At 45.0% G+C, this 17763-nt stretch carries 14 protein-coding genes and 1 pseudogene; 9 read left to right on the top strand and 6 right to left on the bottom strand.

Features of this window, described 5'->3' with window-relative positions:
- Positions 1–120: 120 nt before the first annotated feature.
- From BT112_RS13505 to BT112_RS13490, 4 genes are all read left to right on the top strand, one after another.
- Positions 121–999, top strand: a complete 879-nt coding sequence (locus tag BT112_RS13505) for a DUF6438 domain-containing protein (RefSeq protein WP_072317921.1) — start codon at positions 121–123, stop codon at positions 997–999.
- A 113-nt stretch (positions 1000–1112) separates the two neighbouring features.
- Positions 1113–1544 (top strand): PH domain-containing protein, encoded by a 432-nt coding sequence (locus tag BT112_RS13500; protein ID WP_072317920.1) that lies wholly within the window; start codon positions 1113–1115, stop codon positions 1542–1544.
- Between the two features lie 66 nt (positions 1545–1610).
- Positions 1611–3122 (top strand): AsmA family protein, encoded by a 1512-nt coding sequence (locus tag BT112_RS13495; protein ID WP_072317919.1) that lies wholly within the window; start codon positions 1611–1613, stop codon positions 3120–3122.
- 275 nt (positions 3123–3397) lie between these two features.
- The gene (locus tag BT112_RS13490) at positions 3398–5410 is read left to right on the top strand and encodes a hypothetical protein (RefSeq protein ID WP_139276192.1); all 2013 of its coding nucleotides are present in this window, start codon (positions 3398–3400) and stop codon (positions 5408–5410) included.
- A gap of 220 nt (positions 5411–5630) precedes the next feature.
- Here BT112_RS13490 and mgrA read toward each other — a convergent pair whose 3' ends face one another.
- Positions 5631–6653 carry an L-glyceraldehyde 3-phosphate reductase gene (mgrA, locus tag BT112_RS13485; RefSeq protein WP_072317917.1) on the bottom strand — a complete coding sequence of 341 codons (1023 nt, stop codon included), beginning with the start codon at positions 6651–6653 and terminating at the stop codon, positions 5631–5633.
- An 86-nt stretch (positions 6654–6739) separates the two neighbouring features.
- Positions 6740–8347, bottom strand: a complete 1608-nt coding sequence (locus BT112_RS13480; RefSeq protein ID WP_072317916.1) for a Na+/H+ antiporter — start codon at positions 8345–8347, stop codon at positions 6740–6742.
- A 95-nt stretch (positions 8348–8442) separates the two neighbouring features.
- Here BT112_RS13480 and BT112_RS22235 point away from each other — a divergent pair.
- Positions 8443–8619: pseudogene (locus BT112_RS22235) on the top strand (hypothetical protein); the annotation flags it as partial.
- On the opposite strand, the gene BT112_RS13470 reads toward BT112_RS22235, so the two are convergent.
- Together BT112_RS13470 and BT112_RS13465 are read right to left on the bottom strand one after the other, a co-directional pair.
- Positions 8548–8964, bottom strand: coding sequence for a Dabb family protein (locus BT112_RS13470; RefSeq protein ID WP_072317915.1), 417 nt, complete (start codon positions 8962–8964; stop codon positions 8548–8550). The pseudogene BT112_RS22235 and the gene BT112_RS13470 sit on opposite strands and share 72 nt — an antisense overlap.
- A 198-nt stretch (positions 8965–9162) precedes the next feature.
- Complete coding sequence (locus tag BT112_RS13465; RefSeq protein ID WP_072317914.1) at positions 9163–9699, bottom strand: NADPH-dependent FMN reductase; 537 nt, start codon at positions 9697–9699, stop codon at positions 9163–9165.
- 230 nt (positions 9700–9929) lie between these two features.
- On the opposite strand from BT112_RS13465, the gene BT112_RS13460 reads away from it, so the two are divergent.
- Positions 9930–11066, top strand: a complete 1137-nt coding sequence (locus BT112_RS13460) for a heparan-alpha-glucosaminide N-acetyltransferase domain-containing protein (RefSeq protein WP_072317913.1) — start codon at positions 9930–9932, stop codon at positions 11064–11066.
- A gap of 86 nt (positions 11067–11152) precedes the next feature.
- Positions 11153–11920, top strand: coding sequence for a DUF2189 domain-containing protein (locus BT112_RS13455; RefSeq protein ID WP_072317912.1), 768 nt, complete (start codon positions 11153–11155; stop codon positions 11918–11920).
- Positions 11921–12107: 187 nt separating this feature from the next.
- Here BT112_RS13455 and lpdA read toward each other — a convergent pair whose 3' ends face one another.
- Both lpdA and BT112_RS13445 read right to left on the bottom strand, forming a co-directional pair.
- On the bottom strand, positions 12108–13514 hold the full coding sequence (lpdA, locus tag BT112_RS13450; protein WP_072317969.1) for a dihydrolipoyl dehydrogenase: 1407 nt from the start codon (positions 13512–13514) through the stop codon (positions 12108–12110).
- Between the two features lie 220 nt (positions 13515–13734).
- The gene (locus BT112_RS13445; RefSeq protein WP_072317911.1) at positions 13735–15144 is read right to left on the bottom strand and encodes an MATE family efflux transporter; all 1410 of its coding nucleotides are present in this window, start codon (positions 15142–15144) and stop codon (positions 13735–13737) included.
- A 314-nt stretch (positions 15145–15458) separates the two neighbouring features.
- Here BT112_RS13445 and BT112_RS13440 point away from each other — a divergent pair, with 314 nt between their 5' ends.
- Positions 15459–16610: an MFS transporter gene (locus tag BT112_RS13440; RefSeq protein ID WP_072317910.1), complete on the top strand. Its 1152-nt coding sequence runs from the start codon at positions 15459–15461 to the stop codon at positions 16608–16610.
- A gap of 161 nt (positions 16611–16771) precedes the next feature.
- Positions 16772–17686: a bestrophin family protein gene (locus BT112_RS13435; RefSeq protein WP_072317909.1), complete on the top strand. Its 915-nt coding sequence runs from the start codon at positions 16772–16774 to the stop codon at positions 17684–17686.
- Positions 17687–17763 lie beyond the last annotated feature (77 nt).

Here is a 17763-nt window from a genome sequence, read left to right as displayed (position 1 = left end):
CACTGTGCTTTCTTACGGCTTCTGACAATAGCATCCGGAAAGGCCCTTCATTACGGGGCCTTTTCTTGTCTTGTCATAAATTTTGAGGTATCTTAGTAGGCTAAACACTTGATCCACGTCATGAAAATAGTACTTTCACCCCTGATATTGTGCGCGATACTCCTTTCGTGTACTCCGCGTAAAGCAAACGAAAAATATCAAAATGATATCCAGGGTGACTGGGTGACCGATTTCGTGAAAAACGATGCCAACAAACAGTTTTATATTTTCTCTTTCCGGGACTCATTGTGTTCTTTCGCTTATCCTTCCGGAATTCAGTCTGCATTTACCATACATGACGATACTCTCGACATCTTCCACCATACGGTGCGGGACCACAACAGCACCGCCCCGGAAAAAAATTACCGGTTTCGCATACTCAGGCTCGATCATAATAACCTGACTCTCATCCCTGTCGGGGAAAATACTATCGGGACTTTCGGAACCCCCGAAAACGGAACAGACCCGATACTTCTTAAAAAGATAACTCCTAAAAACGACCTGGCCATTCAAAGAATAGGCTTCTATAGCGGTCCCTGTTTCGGGGCATGTCCTTCGATGTACATGGAAATCGACAGCGACGGAAACATGCTGTTCGACGGCATACGCTATACGACCAAAAAAGGGTTATTTTCCGGGAAGATTCCCACTGCAGCATGGCAAAAGATCAAAGATAATATCCATAATACCGACCTGGAAAAACTAAGTAAGGAATACAAAGCCCGGTGGACAGATGACCAGGCCTGTAGAATAAAGATACAGACTGCCGACACTACGTACGAGACCAATGTATACGGTTTTGATAAAGAACCCGTAGCCTTACGGATATTATTCCGCAATCTCATGGAAATCTATAAATCGGCTGGCTTACAACAGGATTCTACCATCGTAAATAAATTTGCCTATCCCGAATTTCAACAAAGCGGATTTCCTACACCTCCGGCAGCATTGGGCAGGTAACAGGGCCCGTTGATCGGGGCGATCCCGACTACACCGATTGTTAAAATCTGCCAAATGCCGTCGCATATCGCAATAAAAACACGAATTTTAGGCTGTACAATCCCCTTACTACTATGAAATTTGACAGTAGAAAAGATCTCTTCTTCAAGATTCTTGTGTTTGCCGTAAGCGGCTCCTTTGTGACTTCCGTACTGTTCCGGTTGCGTACAGGGCTCGCACTTTTTGCCTGGGTGTGGATCGATTTTTTCCTGCTTCTGGCTTCGGGATTTTTATTGTGGATCTACATCGGTACGCGTTATGAACTTTCCGGAAATGTCCTCGCTTACAAAAGCGGCCCCTTAAGGGGACATATCCCGTTACCGGAAATCCGGGAAATTGTGAGGGACCGGACCTTATGGAACGGGTTGAAACCCGCTACGGCAAGAAATGGACTTATCATCAAATACGGTCTGTACCAGGAACTCTATATCTCTCCGAAAACCAACGAAACTTTTCTTCGGGAAATACTCCGACAGAACGAAAATATAAAGGTTACGGCCAAATAACCTGTGGCTTACCGCCCGTTATATCGAAAAGAATATTAAATTAGTGACAAACAAAAGTACTTCTGCTTGAAAAAAACACTGATCATTCTCACAGTTGCCATCCCAATCCTCATAGGAGGCTATTTTATTTTAAACAGTATTGCCCACAACAAGATCGAACAGTTTCTGGACGAACAAGTGGCCCGGGGTCATCTTGAATACCAGGATTTCAACCTGTCCCTGTTGCGCGGGAATGTTACAGTTAATACCATAGAATATCACAAGCAACACCAACAGGTACAGGCCGAGCAGGTAGGAATAAAGGGGTTCAGCTACTGGAATTTCCTGGTAAGCAACCGGATTTCCGTAGACCATATCGTCATTCGCAGGCCGCTGGGCCGACTGCACAAAAAAAAGGATGCTCCTAAACATAACGAACAAAATAAAAAACAGGAGTCTGCATTCGACAAGGAGATCCGTGTAAAACACCTGGCTATAGAAGAAGGCCAGCTCACTTATACTGCAGATACTGCAGACCTCCTTAAAGTGGCATTGTTTGACCTTGACGTACATCACATCCGTATCGATCAGCAAACCCTGCGACAAAAAGTTCCAGCCACTTATGAGGATTTTTCCCTGAAATTGTCCGGGCTATGGTACGATATGAACGAATTGCAGGAAATACAGGCTGCCGACCTCCGTATTACCGATAAGGAGATCCGGGTGACCGACCTGCACCTTCTGCCCAAATATACGCGGCAAGACTACATCCGCGTCATTCCCTACGAAAAAGACCTGATGAGCCTGAAACTCGATTCGCTGAGCATTCCGGAATACCAATTGGAAATCCAGGGACGACTTCCGTTGTTCGAAGCCCCGAAAATAGTATTCGAAGGTATTGATTTTGATATCTACCGGGACAAGACAGTCAATGACGATCTCCGGGAAAAACCGCTGTACAGTAAAATGCTCCGGGATCTCGATATTGAGCTCAATATTGACAGTATCGTACTCAAAAACACCAATATCAATTACCAGGAGCGCATAAAAAAAGACAGGGATCCGGGAGAGGTTTATTTTAGTGAGCTCCAAGCTACCATAACAAACATCACCAATACGGATCTCGAACGGAATGATTTTCCGGAAACGCAGATCGACATACGATCTCTCTTTATGGGAAAATCGCCAATCAGTGTGGAATGGCAATTCCGCATCAATGACAAGCGCGATAACTTCCGCATCCGTGGGAAGAGTTCTGATATTCCCGAGGAATCTATCAATTCCTTTTTTATCCCGGCCTTTAATGTAAAGACCGAAGGTACCGTTAACGAACTTTATTTTAATTTCGGAGGAAACAACGATATGGCTGCGGGTGATTTTCAGATCGATCACGAAAATTTCGAAGTACAGGTTCTTAAAAAGAACGGTAAAGAGAAAAAAGGATTTCTCAGCTGGGTAGCCAATATCTTCGTTAAAAAAGGGAATAAAGGAGAAAGCCTGACCAAACATGTCAAAGAAGTAAAACGGGACAAGACCAAATCGTTCTGGAACTATTTCTGGTCCTGTATCCAGGCAGGCCTCACCAAAACGATGATCTGACCCGTTTTTTTTCCGGCGAACAACATGTACTTTTCGCTCCCATCCTTCTTCATTTGGAGAAAAATGTTCGTCTACGGGCTGTCTCTTGTTTTTTCTTAACATAAAGATCATTTTGTTTTACGAAAATCCGTAACTTTTATCGGTACTTTATCACTAAACTTACAACTGATAAACACCATCAGAAAAAGTTGTCTACACCACTGTTTATTAAACACATAACAGCACGACAACTCCCTGTTTATTTGAACCTTATTAACCGACCAAACCAAAAAATTATGAAAAAAATGCTATGCTGTTTTTCCATGTTCCTCGCAGTTACCTGCATGTATTCCCAAAACGACCTGGAGCATGAAGCCCCTACACTACAGGTAGGTCTGGATGGATTATCTTTCAGTAAAGGCACCCTCGATGCGCAACTCATTATGGAAATTATAGCCGAAAAACAACAGGAACTGAAAATCAAGGCCATACAAAATGTATTTCTGACCAAAGTAGAAAATGCCGGAGGTACCGTATATTCCTTTACCAATAACGTGGTTAAAGAACTCATTACCGAAAAAGATGATGCCATACGGACGAAGAAAATACTGGAAAATACGGTTAATCTTGTTTTCGTCACCACCTATCTCCATTATTATCTTCAGCAATTAGGGGGCCAACAAAAAGAACATTTTATGAAACTGGCCGCTGACTTCGGTTATCATCCGGAGGGTTTTAAAGATAGCATAAGCCTGGCTTCCCTGGTGAAACCAAAGGAATTATTTAAAAATAAGGCATATAAAGATAAAGAAGGTGTAAGTTTTATCGCCTTCTTACTGGATATGGCCAGCGAAACCGTAAGGCACGACAAAAAACTAAAACAACTCGGTTTAATGCAGATTTCCTATTCCTCTACTTACGAATACATGAACAGGTATAAAAATAAAATTAATTACATTCCCACGGACTCCACTGATATTGAAAAATATAAAATAAATGCAGATCATGTATACCGTGAAATGTCGGACGCCTTAACCAAAGTAACCAACTATATCGGGGTATATAACTACATTGTGGAACATTTCAGTTTCAGAAATGATAAGCTTGCCGTATTCGGCCAGGAAGCGCTTGACGAGAAGGCGAAATTAAAAGCCCGGGAAAGTTTCGAAAGCCTGCTGACCACTTCCAGAACTACGGTAAAGACCCTGATCGAAGAAGCGATTTCGTCCGAAGCTATCTCTCCTGTAGAAAAGAAAGCCGAAATAACAAACCTTACCAATATCTATACCTACCTGGACAAGGTCATCAAACAACAGTCCAACATCAAAGACTCCAGTGTAGGAGCTGATATTCTCTATACATTTTACCAGGAATTCATTCCGTTGTTAAAAAAACAAAGCTATAACAGCGTCAGATATCTCGACCTCATTACCACACTCGATACGTTCTGTGCACAACTTGCCGTGGTTATGCTCGGAAATAAAAATATCAGGATCGAGGATGGCCTTGTCAATAACTTTTTTCTTCTGGCATCCAAATTATACCAGTTCGACAAAGCTACAACCATTTCCGAATACCTTAAACTCATCGAAGATATCGGGTATATATTTCCTGATGAAAACATAAAAAACTCACTCAGTACCGTGGTGTCTTTTATAAAGGACTACACCGTAATAAATACGAATAATCGGGGAAATGAGGTTTTGGATTTTAACGTAGAGAGTTTTATCATGAAACTGCAAAACCTGAAACCTTACAAACACAGCAGGTGGCAGTTTCACTTTACAGTCGGTCTCAACAATGCCTATTTTGATAAGGCGGTTATACTCAAAGACGGCTCTACCCTGACCAACCTGTCTTATGTAAGTGAAAAAATAGGTGTAAAATTCAAATTAAAGGACTGGGCTTTCTATTATCCCCGAAACCCCGGTGAAACTTATCTTATAGACGGTATAGCCTATGTAAAGACCGGACCTCCCAAAGAGCCCCTGATCAGCAACTGGCACCTGCTCGCCTATGGGTCCGGCCTGTTGTATAATCTGGTTAACTCCAAAACCAATAATGAATTTGATATGCCACTGGCAGGTATAGGTACGGGAGTTACCTTCAGCAATGCTCTCGATTTTAATATCAGTGTCGGGATTCCCATTTTTTCGGATAAGAGTATCCAGGATTCTTTTGACTACCCGTTTATAAACGTTGGGTTTGACATCCAGTTTATCGAATATTATAAACGTTTACAGGAAAAAAGACAGATTAAAAAAGACCAGAAGAAATTGATTGAAGCCAAACAGGTTGTGTATAACTAAATGTAGCGTTATTGGGTTGATTAGTTCGTAGGTACATAGTTATTGGGGCTACTCATTAAGTAACTTATTAACATAGCAACCTGTTAAATTCCCACAAATTAATTATTGAGTTAATGGGTTATTGAGCTGCGGTATCAGTAACTTACCAACACTGTAACCCATTAACTTCCTTACCTAATCAACTACGAACCAATCGACGACCAACTCCTAAAACCCGTTATCAATCCTGGAGCACTGCCTCAATCGCCGCTAATTCTTCTGTGGTAAAATCGAGTTTTTTAAGAGCTTCGGCATTATCGTGGAGTTGTTCCGGTTTGCTGACGCCTACCAGTACACTCGAAACGCGCTGATCTTTCAGCAGCCAGGCTATAGCCATTTGTGCCAGCGACTGTCCCCGGTTTCCGGCTATGGCATTCAGTTCGGATACTTTAGCCAGCAGCTCATCGGTAAGCTGACCGGTTTGCAGGTATCTTCCGTCTTTTTTTGCCCTGGAATCTTCCGGAATTCCCCCGAGATATTTATCGGTGAGTATCCCCTGGGCCAGCGGAGAAAACACGATAGCTCCCACACCGGAAGCTTCGAGCGTATCGAGCAAGCCGTCATCTTCTACCCATCGGTCCAGCATATTATAACGGGGCTGATGTATGAGAAAGGGGGTTCCGAGTGCTCTCAGTATTCCGGCAGCACGGGCAGTATCCTTCGCATTATATTGCGAGATTCCCACATACAGGGCCTTACCCTGGCGTACCAGTTGATCCAATGCTCCCATAGTTTCCTCCAGAGGCGTCTCCGGATCGGGACGGTGATGATAAAAGATATCGACATAATCCAGTCCCATTCTCTTTAAGCTCTGGTCACAACTGGCTATTAGGTATTTCCGCGAACCGTGATTGCCATAAGGTCCCGGCCACATATCCCATCCGGCTTTGCTGGAAATCAGCAACTCATTGCGGTACGAAGTGAAGTCTTTTTTGAAAATACGCCCGAAATTCTCCTCCGCTGCTCCATAGGGAGGTCCGTAGTTATTGGCCAGGTCAAAATGGCAAATGCCCAGGTCAAAGGCTGTCCGTAATATACGCCTTGCCTTGGTCAGGTCATCGGCATGACCAAAATTGTGCCACAGGCCCAGTGAAAGTAAGGGCAACTGAATACCACTTCTGTCACAACGGCGGTACTTCATGGTATCGTAACGCGCTTCTTTGGCTATATAGGTGGTTAAAGGATGGGTATCGTTAATATGCATGGTTTATGATTTTCTCAAAATTAAATTTTTATAACCGATACGGTTATTCCGTAAACTCGCGGATATACTATTCCTATCGGTTTCTATTATTTGTTAAGACGGGCTTCTTCGAGGTCGAGATTGTTTTCGAGATCATGAATGACATAATCGTCATACTTCTTCTCTTCTTCGAGTTCGTTGAGAAAAAGCCTTCGTTGCGCAATAAGGTCGAGCATAATATTTTTATAGAGCTTACGGGAGCGTCCTACCAGTTCTTTCTCCTCTCCTTCCTTGTTACGCATGCGGTCTGTAGCCGCCATACTTCGCTGGTATTGCTCCTTGATCCGTGAAATGGATTCGTACTGTTTCATTTCATCTCCATAATTTTCATCGAGATAAGACACCGACCTGGCGGCCATACGATAGCGGATATCCTCCAGCTGCACCTCGGCGGGCACATATTCATCCACTTCATCTACTTTGAGCAGTTTTATAAAAAACGGCAGGGTAAGCCCCTGAAACACCAGGGTTACCAGGATGACGACAAAAGTAATAAACAATATCAGGTTACGATGCGGAAATTCACTCCCGTCCTGTAAAGTTAGCGGAATAGCAAGGGCTGATGCCAGGGAGACCACTCCACGCATTCCTGCCCACCCGATAATAAAAGGAAGTTTTGGGCCCGCACTGCGCTCTTTAAGTCTTATGGACGGGCTCAGCCACCTTGGGATGTACTCTACCAGGTACACGAGTACAATGCGCAAAACGATGATCATTGCTGCGATGATCAATCCGTATTTGATCCCGTCACCCGGGGTATAATCGTTGACCAGGCCATTCATAATAACGGGAAGTTCGAGTCCGATAAGGATAAATACAAATCCGTTCAGCAGGAAACCTACGGTCTCCCAGACTTCCTTAACCTGCATCCTGGTCTGGTAATTCAGGTAATCTTTGGACCGGAACGAAAGAAACAACCCGCCACTGACCACGGCAAGAACACCGGACCATTCCATCTCTTCCGCGATGATATACATCAGATAAGGGGCTATCAGTGTAATCGGGGTGGTGATACTGGACGATTTTGCCCAGTATTTCAATACGAGGTAAAGGATATGTGCTATGACAAGGCCTACAAAAACTCCCATAACGGCAAGTACCATAAAGTTTACCGCAGCCTCCCGGAAAACAAACTGCCCGGTGAGTATAGCCGCCAGCGCAAACCGGAATACCGTTAGTGAAGCCGCGTCATTGACCAGACTCTCTCCTTCGAGTATGGTAACAACCCTTTTCGGGATATTAAGCCCTTTGAGAACGGACGAAGCCGCAACCGCATCCGGCGGGGAAATAATCCCTCCCAACAGGAAACCAAGCGCCAGGGTAAAACCGGGAATGATATTTACCGAAAAATAAGCAATCCCCATCGAGGTAAAAAACACCAGTCCGAAACCCATCAGGAAGATAGAGCGTTTCCATTTCAGGAACCGGTTCCACGAAGTATGCCAGGCCGCCTCGAAAAGCAAGGGGGGTAAAAAGATGAGAAATACCAGTTCCGGGTCAATACTGATATTGGGCACGGTAGGGATAAAAGAAATAGCCAGCCCACCGATCACCAGAAAGATAGGATAGGATATTTTAATACGCTGACTGAGCACAAACAATATCGCCATAGCAAAGAAAAGCGATATGATAAGTAACAGGTTATGATGAATCATAATACAGAATACAGGTTTACGGTATAAAAGTACTGCAAAATAAGTTTTTTCTACCTATCCGGATTTTGCGTGACCGCTTATCGCTCCTTTACAGGATGAAATGCAGACATTCTCCATGTATGACACATGATACCGACCAGAAAAGGGCCAAACAAGAAAAATATCCCGGCAATAACGGTATCGTCTTACCGGGAGAGAGGTTATTTGAGTACGGAATCGTGAACCACTACCTTTTCCCAGAAATGACTGTATTGCGCTATGGCTTCCATGTGCGTAGGGTGCACGCCGTACACTTCGAGTTCTTCGAGTGTTTTAAACTGTATCATCAGATTATAGGTAAAGCTATTGTCTACCACGTCGCGGGGTTTGCTTCCGGCAGGCTTTCCGTAGTAAAACTTATGTATCCCCGGTACCGTACGGAGCATTTCGAAAAAGCCTGCAAACTCTTCCACCTGGTCTTCGGTGAGATCTTTCCGGAGCCAGAATAGCACATAATGATTTACAACGCTCTCCGCTGCGGGACTTTCTTTTTCCGGATGCCCTCCGGCCCATGCAGGTACTACGGTTCCGGCTGCAACCGCAGCAGTAGCTGTCTTAACAAAATTTCTTCTTTTCATCTGATTGGGTTTTACTGTTATATGGTCATATACCGGGTGTCTCCGGTATGAAAATCATTGCAAATCTTGCAGGGAAACGGCAAGGTACGGAAACAGGTTCCTGTTTTTCCGGTTTTGGTACGGGTCACTGCAAAAAGGCGTATTCTCCACGATTTCAAAACCTGTTTCGGTATATGTTCCTCTTCAGCACGTATGCTTTTACAGGGTTTTCAGAAAAGTATCGAGTGCCTGCTGATGTTCGTCACACAATCCGGCATCGGTAATCTGTTTTTCCTCCAGGGAAAAAGTCTGGTTAAAAGAAGGCAACGAAAATGTAGATACGATCTCCGCTCCGAAACGCGGCAATGTCCCTTCTATTTTAGTTAACGAATGTGACCCGCCGGCCCTGCCGGGAGAAGTACTCATCAATAAGACCTTGGTACCGGCCATATACTTTAATTCCAGTCGCGAAAGCCAGTCGATCAGGTTTTTAAAATAGGCAGACGGATTACCGTTATGCTCATTGACAGAGAGGATAAGACCATCCGCATTTTTGATATCCTTACTCAGTTCTACAAGCGAATTGGAAAAACCTTTCTCCCGTTCGAGGTCTACACTGAACATGGGAAAAGGACAATCGGCCATATTGAGCATCTGAACAGGTATGTCCCTGACCAAGGAGACTGTGTATTTTACGAGTTCATAATTGATGGATGTGGAAGAATTACTCCCTGCAAAAGCGAGAATTGAAGCCATATATGTTTTTTAAAGATCGTTTCTGAACACTAAAAATGGAAAAGTTTTCCCGAAAAATAAAATTTTATCCCGACAATTCGTTTTAAAAAAACGGAAGAGCCGGAAAATAATATCATATTTTTTTATTTATCAGCATATTAAACAACCATCGACGCACTCTTTTGTATATTTTTGCGGCCGGAAAATCCAAAAGCATGGTTTTTACAGTATATACTAATTAAATACGTGATATGAATACCAGTTCCCGCTTATATTTTATCGACGCCATGCGTGCCTGGGCGATATTGATGATGTTACAGGGACATTTTATAGACGGCCTGCTGGACCCCGCGTTTCGGGATACTTCCAATATGGCTTTCAACGTATGGAAGTACAATCGTGGTATCACGGCCCCGGTCTTCTTTACCGTTGCCGGATTTATCTTTATGTATCTCCTGATCGGCAATAAAAATACGGGATGGGCCAATCCGAGAGTCATGAAAGGAATACGGAGAGGACTGATGCTCATCGGTCTTGGATATATACTGCGACTCGATTTTAAGGGATTTCTTTTTAACGGACAACTCTATGATAACTTCTACAAAATAGACGTATTGCATTGTATCGGGTTGTCTCTCCTCTTCCTGGTAGGGATATACCTGCTAAGCAGTCGCCGGAAAAAGTTTGTTATGCCTGCCCTGCTCGCCGGAAGTACCCTGCTCATTTTCTGCGCATTCCCCTGGTATAAAACATGGGATTTTAGCTTCCTGCCCCGGTTGGCAGCCAATTTTTTCACCAAGGCAGACGGTTCGGTCTTTACCATTTTCCCATGGTTCGGCTACGCTTCTTTCGGAGCATTTCTCGCCGTACTGTTCCGGATGTTCAAGGAAAAGAAAAAACTGTATCCCATAGCTATTACTTCCTGCCTGGTTGCAGGTACAGTACTTAGTGCAATTTTTGCATATCCTCCGTATCAATTTGAGCTTTTTTCGAGGCTGGGTAACGTATTGCTGTTTTTTGCCGTTTTTATGATGCTGAGAAATATCCTTATGGCTCCCACCATCATCAGCATAGGGCAGAATACGCTTTCCATTTACGTTATACACTATATCATACTCTACGCCAGCTTTTTCGGCCTGGGACTTTATCAGCCGTTTCACCATTCGTTGTCTCCCTACATTGCTATTCCGGGTGCCCTGCTATTTATGTTTATTGTCACCTGGCTTTCCTTCATGTACAATAGGGTAAAACCGATACTCCGGGAGAAAGCCGCTGTGCAGAAAAAAGAAATAGCCACGGTAGGTCAGCAGTTGTACAGGGATAGTACCACATTTTTTGTAAAAGTCAAGGCAAAACTGCTTAACGCTCTGGGAGCACTCCGGGGTTAATTACGATGTATTTAAAAATTCCCGTACAGGTGATCGGAGGTCTCATAAAAATAGTATCTTGTCGACATTATTTATAATACTGTGAGATGAACTTTACACATGAAAAATTAAATGAGGTTATCCGAAACGGATATACTCTCGAATTCAGTCCGGTTTTTGAAAAAGCCTTTGAGAATTACAAAAAAATCGCACTTCCTGCCGGGGCAGCTTTTCTGATCGTCAGTATCGTCATTGCTGTTTTTGGTATGACCATAGGCTCTGTCTTCTACGGCATGAATAACTTTTCGGAGAGTTTGCTGCAGGTGAATGTAGCCTCTTCTTTTATCAGTATCCTGATCCAGGTAGTATCGGTGGTCGTTATCGGCGTCATATTTGCCCCGGTCACAGCCGGGATCATAAAAATGGCCCATCTTGCGGACAACGGCAAAGACTTTTCTATGGCTACGGCATTCGATTATTACAAATCGCCATACCTGAAAGAACTGTTGATCGCCGCATTTTTACTGGGACTTGCAGGAGCCATACTCTCCCTCCTCCCGATTATAGGAACAATTGCAACCTATGTTATTTCCTTTTTTACATTTCTCACTATCCCGCTGATCATATTTGCCGACCTCAAAGCCGCAGATGCCATTCGTGCCAGCGTACAACTCGTTGCCAAACAACCTCTGGTACTCCTCGGATTGCTCATCGTCAGCGTACTTGCCGTTTGTATAGGGCTCATCGCCTTCTGTATCGGGATCCTCTTTACCATCCCTTTTATCTATTCGATGTATTACGTGATATACAACACTATACTCCCCACCAAAGAAGAACATGAGATCGAGCAGATCGGAACTCCGGTTGATTTTTAGTTTGGTCGGAGAGGGATTGAGTTCATGGGTTGATGAGTTACTACCTTATTGGGCCATCCAAAATTATTCCCTACCGGACTACGAACTACAAAACTAACCAACCACAAACTTCCCCATTCAGCAAAAAAAGACCGCCCGAAAAAAATTCAGGCGGTCTTTTGCTGTTTTTATATGAATCCTACAGCCCTTATACGTGCAGTGCTCTGTTATCGGTAGCAGCAAGTGCAGCTTCCTTAACAGCTTCCGAATACGTGGGGTGTGCGTGACTCATTCTTGATATATCTTCGGCGCTGGCTCTGTATTCCATAGCCGTAACGCCTTCGGCGATAAGATCGGCCATACGGGCGCCTATCATGTGTACACCGAGTACTTCATCGGTCGTAGCATCTGCGAGGATCTTTACAAAACCATCGGTATCCATACTGGCTCTCGATCTTCCGAGTGCACGCATGGGGAACTGTCCTACTTTATAATCCACACCGGCTTCCTTGAGTTGTTCTTCGGTTTTTCCTACCGCAGCTACTTCCGGCCAGGTATAAACAACCCCCGGGATCAGGTTATAATCGATATGCGGTTTTTGGCCCGCAAGGGTTTCTGCTACAAAAACACCTTCTTCCTCGGCTTTGTGAGCAAGCATGGCACCTTTGATAACATCACCTATCGCATAGATATTGGAGGCACTGGTCTGCAGGTGGTCGTTTACTTCTACTTGTCCCCTGTCGTTCAATTTTACACCGGCAGCCTCGGCATTAAGTCCATCCGTATACGGGCGGCGTCCTACGGAAACCAGGCAGTAATCTCCGTCGAGAACCACTTCTTTTCCTTTTTTGTCATCGGCCTTGACCGTTATTTTATCGCCCTTACGGGTTACTTCCTTCACCTTGTGCCCGGTGTAGAACTTAAAGCCCTGTTTTTTCAGCACTTTAGTCAGTTCCTTGGAAAGCGCACCGTCCATTCCCGGAATGATCCTGTCCATAAACTCAACCACCGAAACCTCGGCACCAAGTCTTCTGTACACCTGTCCGAGTTCCAGCCCGATAACTCCTCCGCCTATGACGACGAGGTGTTTCGGTACTTCCTTGAGCTTAAGGGCTTCGGTAGAGGTGATCACCCGTTCTTTATCGATCTCGATAAAAGGCAACGTAGCAGGTTTGGACCCGGTAGCAATAATGGTATATTTAGCTTCTATCTTTTCTTCGCTGTCATCGCTTTTTTTGACAATGATATGTGTCTTATCCTCAAAACTTCCCACACCTTCATACACATCGATCTTATTCTTGTCCATCAGGAATTTCACCCCGGCACAGGTCTGGTCGACTACCGACTGCTTACGCCCTATCATCTTTTCGAGGTTAACTTTTACTTCTCCCGGTATTTCTATACCGTGCTCTTCGAAATGTCTTACGGCATCGTCGTAGTGATGTGAGGAATCGAGCAGGGCTTTGGACGGGATACATCCTACGTTGAGACAGGTTCCGCCGAGGGTTGCATATTTTTCAATAATCGCTGTTTTCATCCCGAGCTGTGCACAGCGGATAGCTGCAACATATCCGCCCGGTCCTGAGCCTATAACGGCTACATCGTATGAACTCATAATATGTTTTTTGAGAATGTGTTTTTTAAACTTACTGAACACAAAAATACAAATGTTTTGCGAAGCACCGGCCCTGTAAGACAGGTATTCTCGTTACAGAAACGGAAGTTGATATTTTATACGTTAAATTCACGGCTCCCGGAATAACCGGCACAGATCTCCGCGATAGTAATGATCACCGGGATGCGAATATCCTGGCATGGTCATGACCCGGTAACACTTACACCTGTACCGTTTTCCAGTACCCTTTCTTAAACCAGATCAGGGCGATCACGGCGATCAAGGTTTCCGCAAGTGTAATTCCGACGTACACTCCTACCGGCCCCCACTCCAATACTATGGCAGCCAGGTAGGCAAAAGGCAACTGAAAAAGCCAGAAACAGAAAAAATTGATAATCGTCGGTGTCCGGGTATCCCCTGCTCCGTTGAAAGCCTGTGTTACAACCATCCCGTACGCATAAAAGATATATCCGGCAGCGACGACCTGCAGGCTCAGGCTACCGTACCTGATCACCTCTTCATCGGCACCGAACCAGCCAATGATGTGCTTTGCAAACAACAGGTACACCAGCGATACCGTCAGCATAAAAACGGCATTGTACTTTCCGGCCTGCCAGACCGATTTTTCCGCTCTTTCCGGCTGTCCCGCACCGAGGTTTTGCCCTACCAGGGTTGCCGCGGCATTGCTCATCCCCCAGGAAGGCATCATGGTAAACATCATTACCCGGATAGAAATGGTATAACCGGCAAGCACTTCACTACCGAATTCGGATATAATCCGCATCAGGACTACCCAACTGGAAGTGCCGATGAGAAACTGACCTATGCCTCCCAGAGAGACCTTTACAAGATTCCACATTACCCCGGCCCGAAGGATGAGATCCGGTACCCGGAGCCTGATGCGGCTCCAGCCATAAAACAATATCCACAACTGGAAGAGTACGGCCACTCCCCTTCCTATGGTCGTCGCAATAGCTGCCCCTTCCACGCCATAGGCCGGTACCGGCCCCCAACCGAAGATAAAGAGCGGATCGAGAATAATATTCAGTCCGTTAGACAGTACCAGTGCCCACATGGCAATAGAGGCATCTCCGGCTCCGCGGAAGATCGCATTGATCAGGAACAATAAAAATATGGTGAGGTTTCCGCCTATCAGGATACGGGTATAGCCGAAACCTTCCTCGATCAGTTCCTGTTCCCCCCCCATAAGTTCCAGGATCTCCTTCGGATACAGGATACCGATACACCCCACGAGGATCGAAATAATTACCCCGAGTACAATAGCCTGTACCGCGGTTTCGCGGGCTCCCTTTATATTTTTTTCTCCTACTCTCCGTGCAATCAATGCCGTAGCGGCCATGCTCAATCCTATAGCAACGGCATACAACAAGGTAATCACAGATTCGGTGAGCCCCACGGTAGCTACCGCATTGACACTTACTCTCGATAAATATATAATGTCTACCAGGGCAAAGACCGATTCCATCATCATCTCCAGGATCATCGGAACGGCAAGCATAAAAATAGCCTTACGGATACTCCCGCTGGTAAAATCGATATCTTTTCCGGTAAGGGCTTTTTTCAGGTCTCTGAAAAAATATTTTATAGTGTAAGCAGATTCGGAACGCATAGTCTCCAAAATTAAATCGTTAAAAAATAAAGAAGAAAAAGGTGACAGACGAAGAAAACACAACTGTCACAACAAAACATCCGACAACATTCTGCTATCGGTTTTTGCTTTTTTAATTAAGATAATCTCGGAGTGCTCATAATGCTGCAATATTAAATACTTTTTTTTATACAATTGAGAGTTTTTCGGGTTTTAACATTTTACGCTACCCGGACCAACGCTTTTTTTATGAAATTTGCCGGATAGTTTTTACGGCAGAAAACAATCAGTCAACAATCCCGAAATTCCCGATCAAACGCTAAAACAACAGGATTATGAATGTTAACCTCAAAAGACGGGTAGCAGTAAGTGCTGTATTTTTCCTCAGCGGAATATGTTTTGCCAGCTGGGCCAGCCGTATTCCGGACATCAAAAACAAACTTCACCTTACCGAAGGAGAACTTGGCGGCCTTTTACTGGGCATGCCTACAGGATCGCTGATTGCCCTTCCCCTGGCGGGCTGGCTGGTACATCGTTTCGGAAGCCGGAAAGTAGCCGTGATCTCTGCAATATTGTACGGATGTGTACTCCCCCTGCTCGGACTTGCAGAAACAACCCTGGAATTACTCGGGGCCGTTATCCTCTTCGGATTGGTCGGAAACCTCATCAACATTTCGGTCAATACCCAGGCTGTCGGGGTAGAGTTTCACTATGGAAAAACAATTATGGCGTCTTTTCACGGGTTGTGGAGCCTTGCCGGATTTGTCGGAGGTGCTGTAGGGGCGGGAATGATAGATCTCGATGTAAGCCCCTTCCTGCACTTTTCGATTATGGCTTTTGTAAGTCTCGCCATCATTTTCTTTGCCTACCGCAATATGCTTACGGAAGATGTCAATACCGGTGACAGCAACGGACTGGTCCTGAAAAAACCCGATCAGCTTCTGCTCCGTATCGGTGCCATTGCCTTTTGCGGCATGATGTGCGAAGGATGTATGTTCGACTGGAGCGGGGTATATTTCGACAAAGTAGTCAATGTCGATGCCGGGCTGGTTACCCTCGGTTATATTGCCTTTATGAGCACTATGGCTACCGGGCGGTTTGTCGCGGACCATTTTACCCAGCGCTTCGGTGCTGTGATGCTGCTTCAATGCAGTGGACTGCTCATTTTTTCCGGGCTCGTTCTGGCTGTGGTATTCCCCTCTGTCATTTTTGCTACGATAGGATTTTTACTGGTAGGTGCAGGCACATCCTCCGTTATCCCGTTATCATTTTCCATGGCCGGAAGATCCAAAAACTTTCCCCCTGGAATATCGCTCGCCCTGGTTTCTACCATTGCGTATTTCGGTTTCCTATTCGGCCCGCCCATCATAGGATTTATCGCAGAACACCTGAACCTCAGGGCGTCATTCCTTCTTATTGCCGTGGTCGGCGCCATGATTGCCGTTCTCTCCTACAGCGGAAGAAACATCCTCAGGAAACCTGTATAGCAGCTTTATCTGTGAAACCCAAAGCCTGGCGAGACAGCATAACAGCATAGCCGAAACAAAAAAACAGTACGGCTTTCGGATAATTTCGGGAAAAAGATTATCTTAAAGCTAACTTTAATCACTGAACTCAAGACAAGTTCACAGTAACCAAATCCGGTTCTATGCTGTTAAACAACAAAATTCCCCTGAAATATCTTTTCAGGAAAACCGGTACGGAGATCATTTTTGTTTCCGTACTCACACTCATCGTCAGCCTGTCGGACATGATATTTCACAAAGGCAGTATTGCCATTCCCCTGGTGATCCCCACCATTCTCGGAACAGCGATTTCGCTTATCCTGGCCTTTCGTACGGCACAATCATACAACCGCTGGTGGGAAGCACGGATGATCTGGGGTGCCATTGTCAATGATTCCAGAACACTGACCAGGCAATTACTCACATTTATATCACCGGCAGGACAAGACAACGCCGAAGGGCAAAATATCATAAAAAAAATGGTCTACCGCCAGATTGCATGGAATTACGCCCTGGGACAATCGCTCCGCAAAACAGATCCCCTGGAAAACACGACCGGTTTCATTTCGGAAGACGAACTCCAATGGGTCCGGAAACAGAACAATATTCCCAATGCGCTCCTGCAATTGCATTCGGCAGACCTGAAAAAGGCGTTCGGCAAGGGATGGCTCAGTGACTTTCAGCAAATACAGATCGATACGACGATCCGCAGATTATGCGATTCCATGGGAAAATCGGAACGGATAAAAAACACGGTGTTTCCTGCTACCTATAGTCTTATCGTTCATCTCACCATATATCTCTTTGTCATTATGCTGCCTTTCGGGCTGGTGGACAGCCTCGGTTTTGTTCAGGTACCGCTGGTCATCACGGTTGCGGTTGCTTTTTTTCTCATTGAAAAAACAGCCATTTACCTCCAGGACCCTTTTGAGAATATGCCCACGGATACCCCGGTAACCGCCATAGCCCGAACTATTGAGATCAATCTGAAACAAATGCTCAACGAAGAAAAAACTCCGGAAAATATAAAACCCGTTGCCGGGTTCTACCTGATGTAAACGTCTTAGAATTGGGGTTGGCCGTTGATTTTGTTCGGAGTTGATTAGACTGATTTTAACACCTTAATAACCCAACA

Source organism: Sinomicrobium oceani (genome assembly GCF_900119185.1).
GTDB lineage: Bacteria > Bacteroidota > Bacteroidia > Flavobacteriales > Flavobacteriaceae > Sinomicrobium > Sinomicrobium oceani.
The sequence above is the reverse complement of the archived record's forward strand: the minus strand, read 5'-3'. Positions and strand labels throughout refer to the sequence as shown.

Coding starts and splice junctions, on each gene's coding strand:
- lpdA (WP_072317969.1), bottom strand. CDS start 13,514: ATGAGTTCATACGATGTAGCCGTTATAGGCTCAGGACCGGGCGGATAT.
- BT112_RS13440 (WP_072317910.1), top strand. CDS start 15,459: ATGAATGTTAACCTCAAAAGACGGGTAGCAGTAAGTGCTGTATTTTTC.
- BT112_RS13490 (WP_139276192.1), top strand. CDS start 3,398: ATGAAAAAAATGCTATGCTGTTTTTCCATGTTCCTCGCAGTTACCTGC.
- mgrA (WP_072317917.1), bottom strand. CDS start 6,653: ATGCATATTAACGATACCCATCCTTTAACCACCTATATAGCCAAAGAA.
- BT112_RS13505 (WP_072317921.1), top strand. CDS start 121: ATGAAAATAGTACTTTCACCCCTGATATTGTGCGCGATACTCCTTTCG.
- BT112_RS13480 (WP_072317916.1), bottom strand. CDS start 8,347: ATGATTCATCATAACCTGTTACTTATCATATCGCTTTTCTTTGCTATG.
- BT112_RS13465 (WP_072317914.1), bottom strand. CDS start 9,699: ATGGCTTCAATTCTCGCTTTTGCAGGGAGTAATTCTTCCACATCCATC.
- BT112_RS13460 (WP_072317913.1), top strand. CDS start 9,930: ATGAATACCAGTTCCCGCTTATATTTTATCGACGCCATGCGTGCCTGG.
- BT112_RS13500 (WP_072317920.1), top strand. CDS start 1,113: ATGAAATTTGACAGTAGAAAAGATCTCTTCTTCAAGATTCTTGTGTTT.
- BT112_RS13445 (WP_072317911.1), bottom strand. CDS start 15,144: ATGCGTTCCGAATCTGCTTACACTATAAAATATTTTTTCAGAGACCTG.
- BT112_RS13470 (WP_072317915.1), bottom strand. CDS start 8,964: ATGAAAAGAAGAAATTTTGTTAAGACAGCTACTGCTGCGGTTGCAGCC.
- BT112_RS13435 (WP_072317909.1), top strand. CDS start 16,772: ATGCTGTTAAACAACAAAATTCCCCTGAAATATCTTTTCAGGAAAACC.
- BT112_RS13455 (WP_072317912.1), top strand. CDS start 11,153: ATGAACTTTACACATGAAAAATTAAATGAGGTTATCCGAAACGGATAT.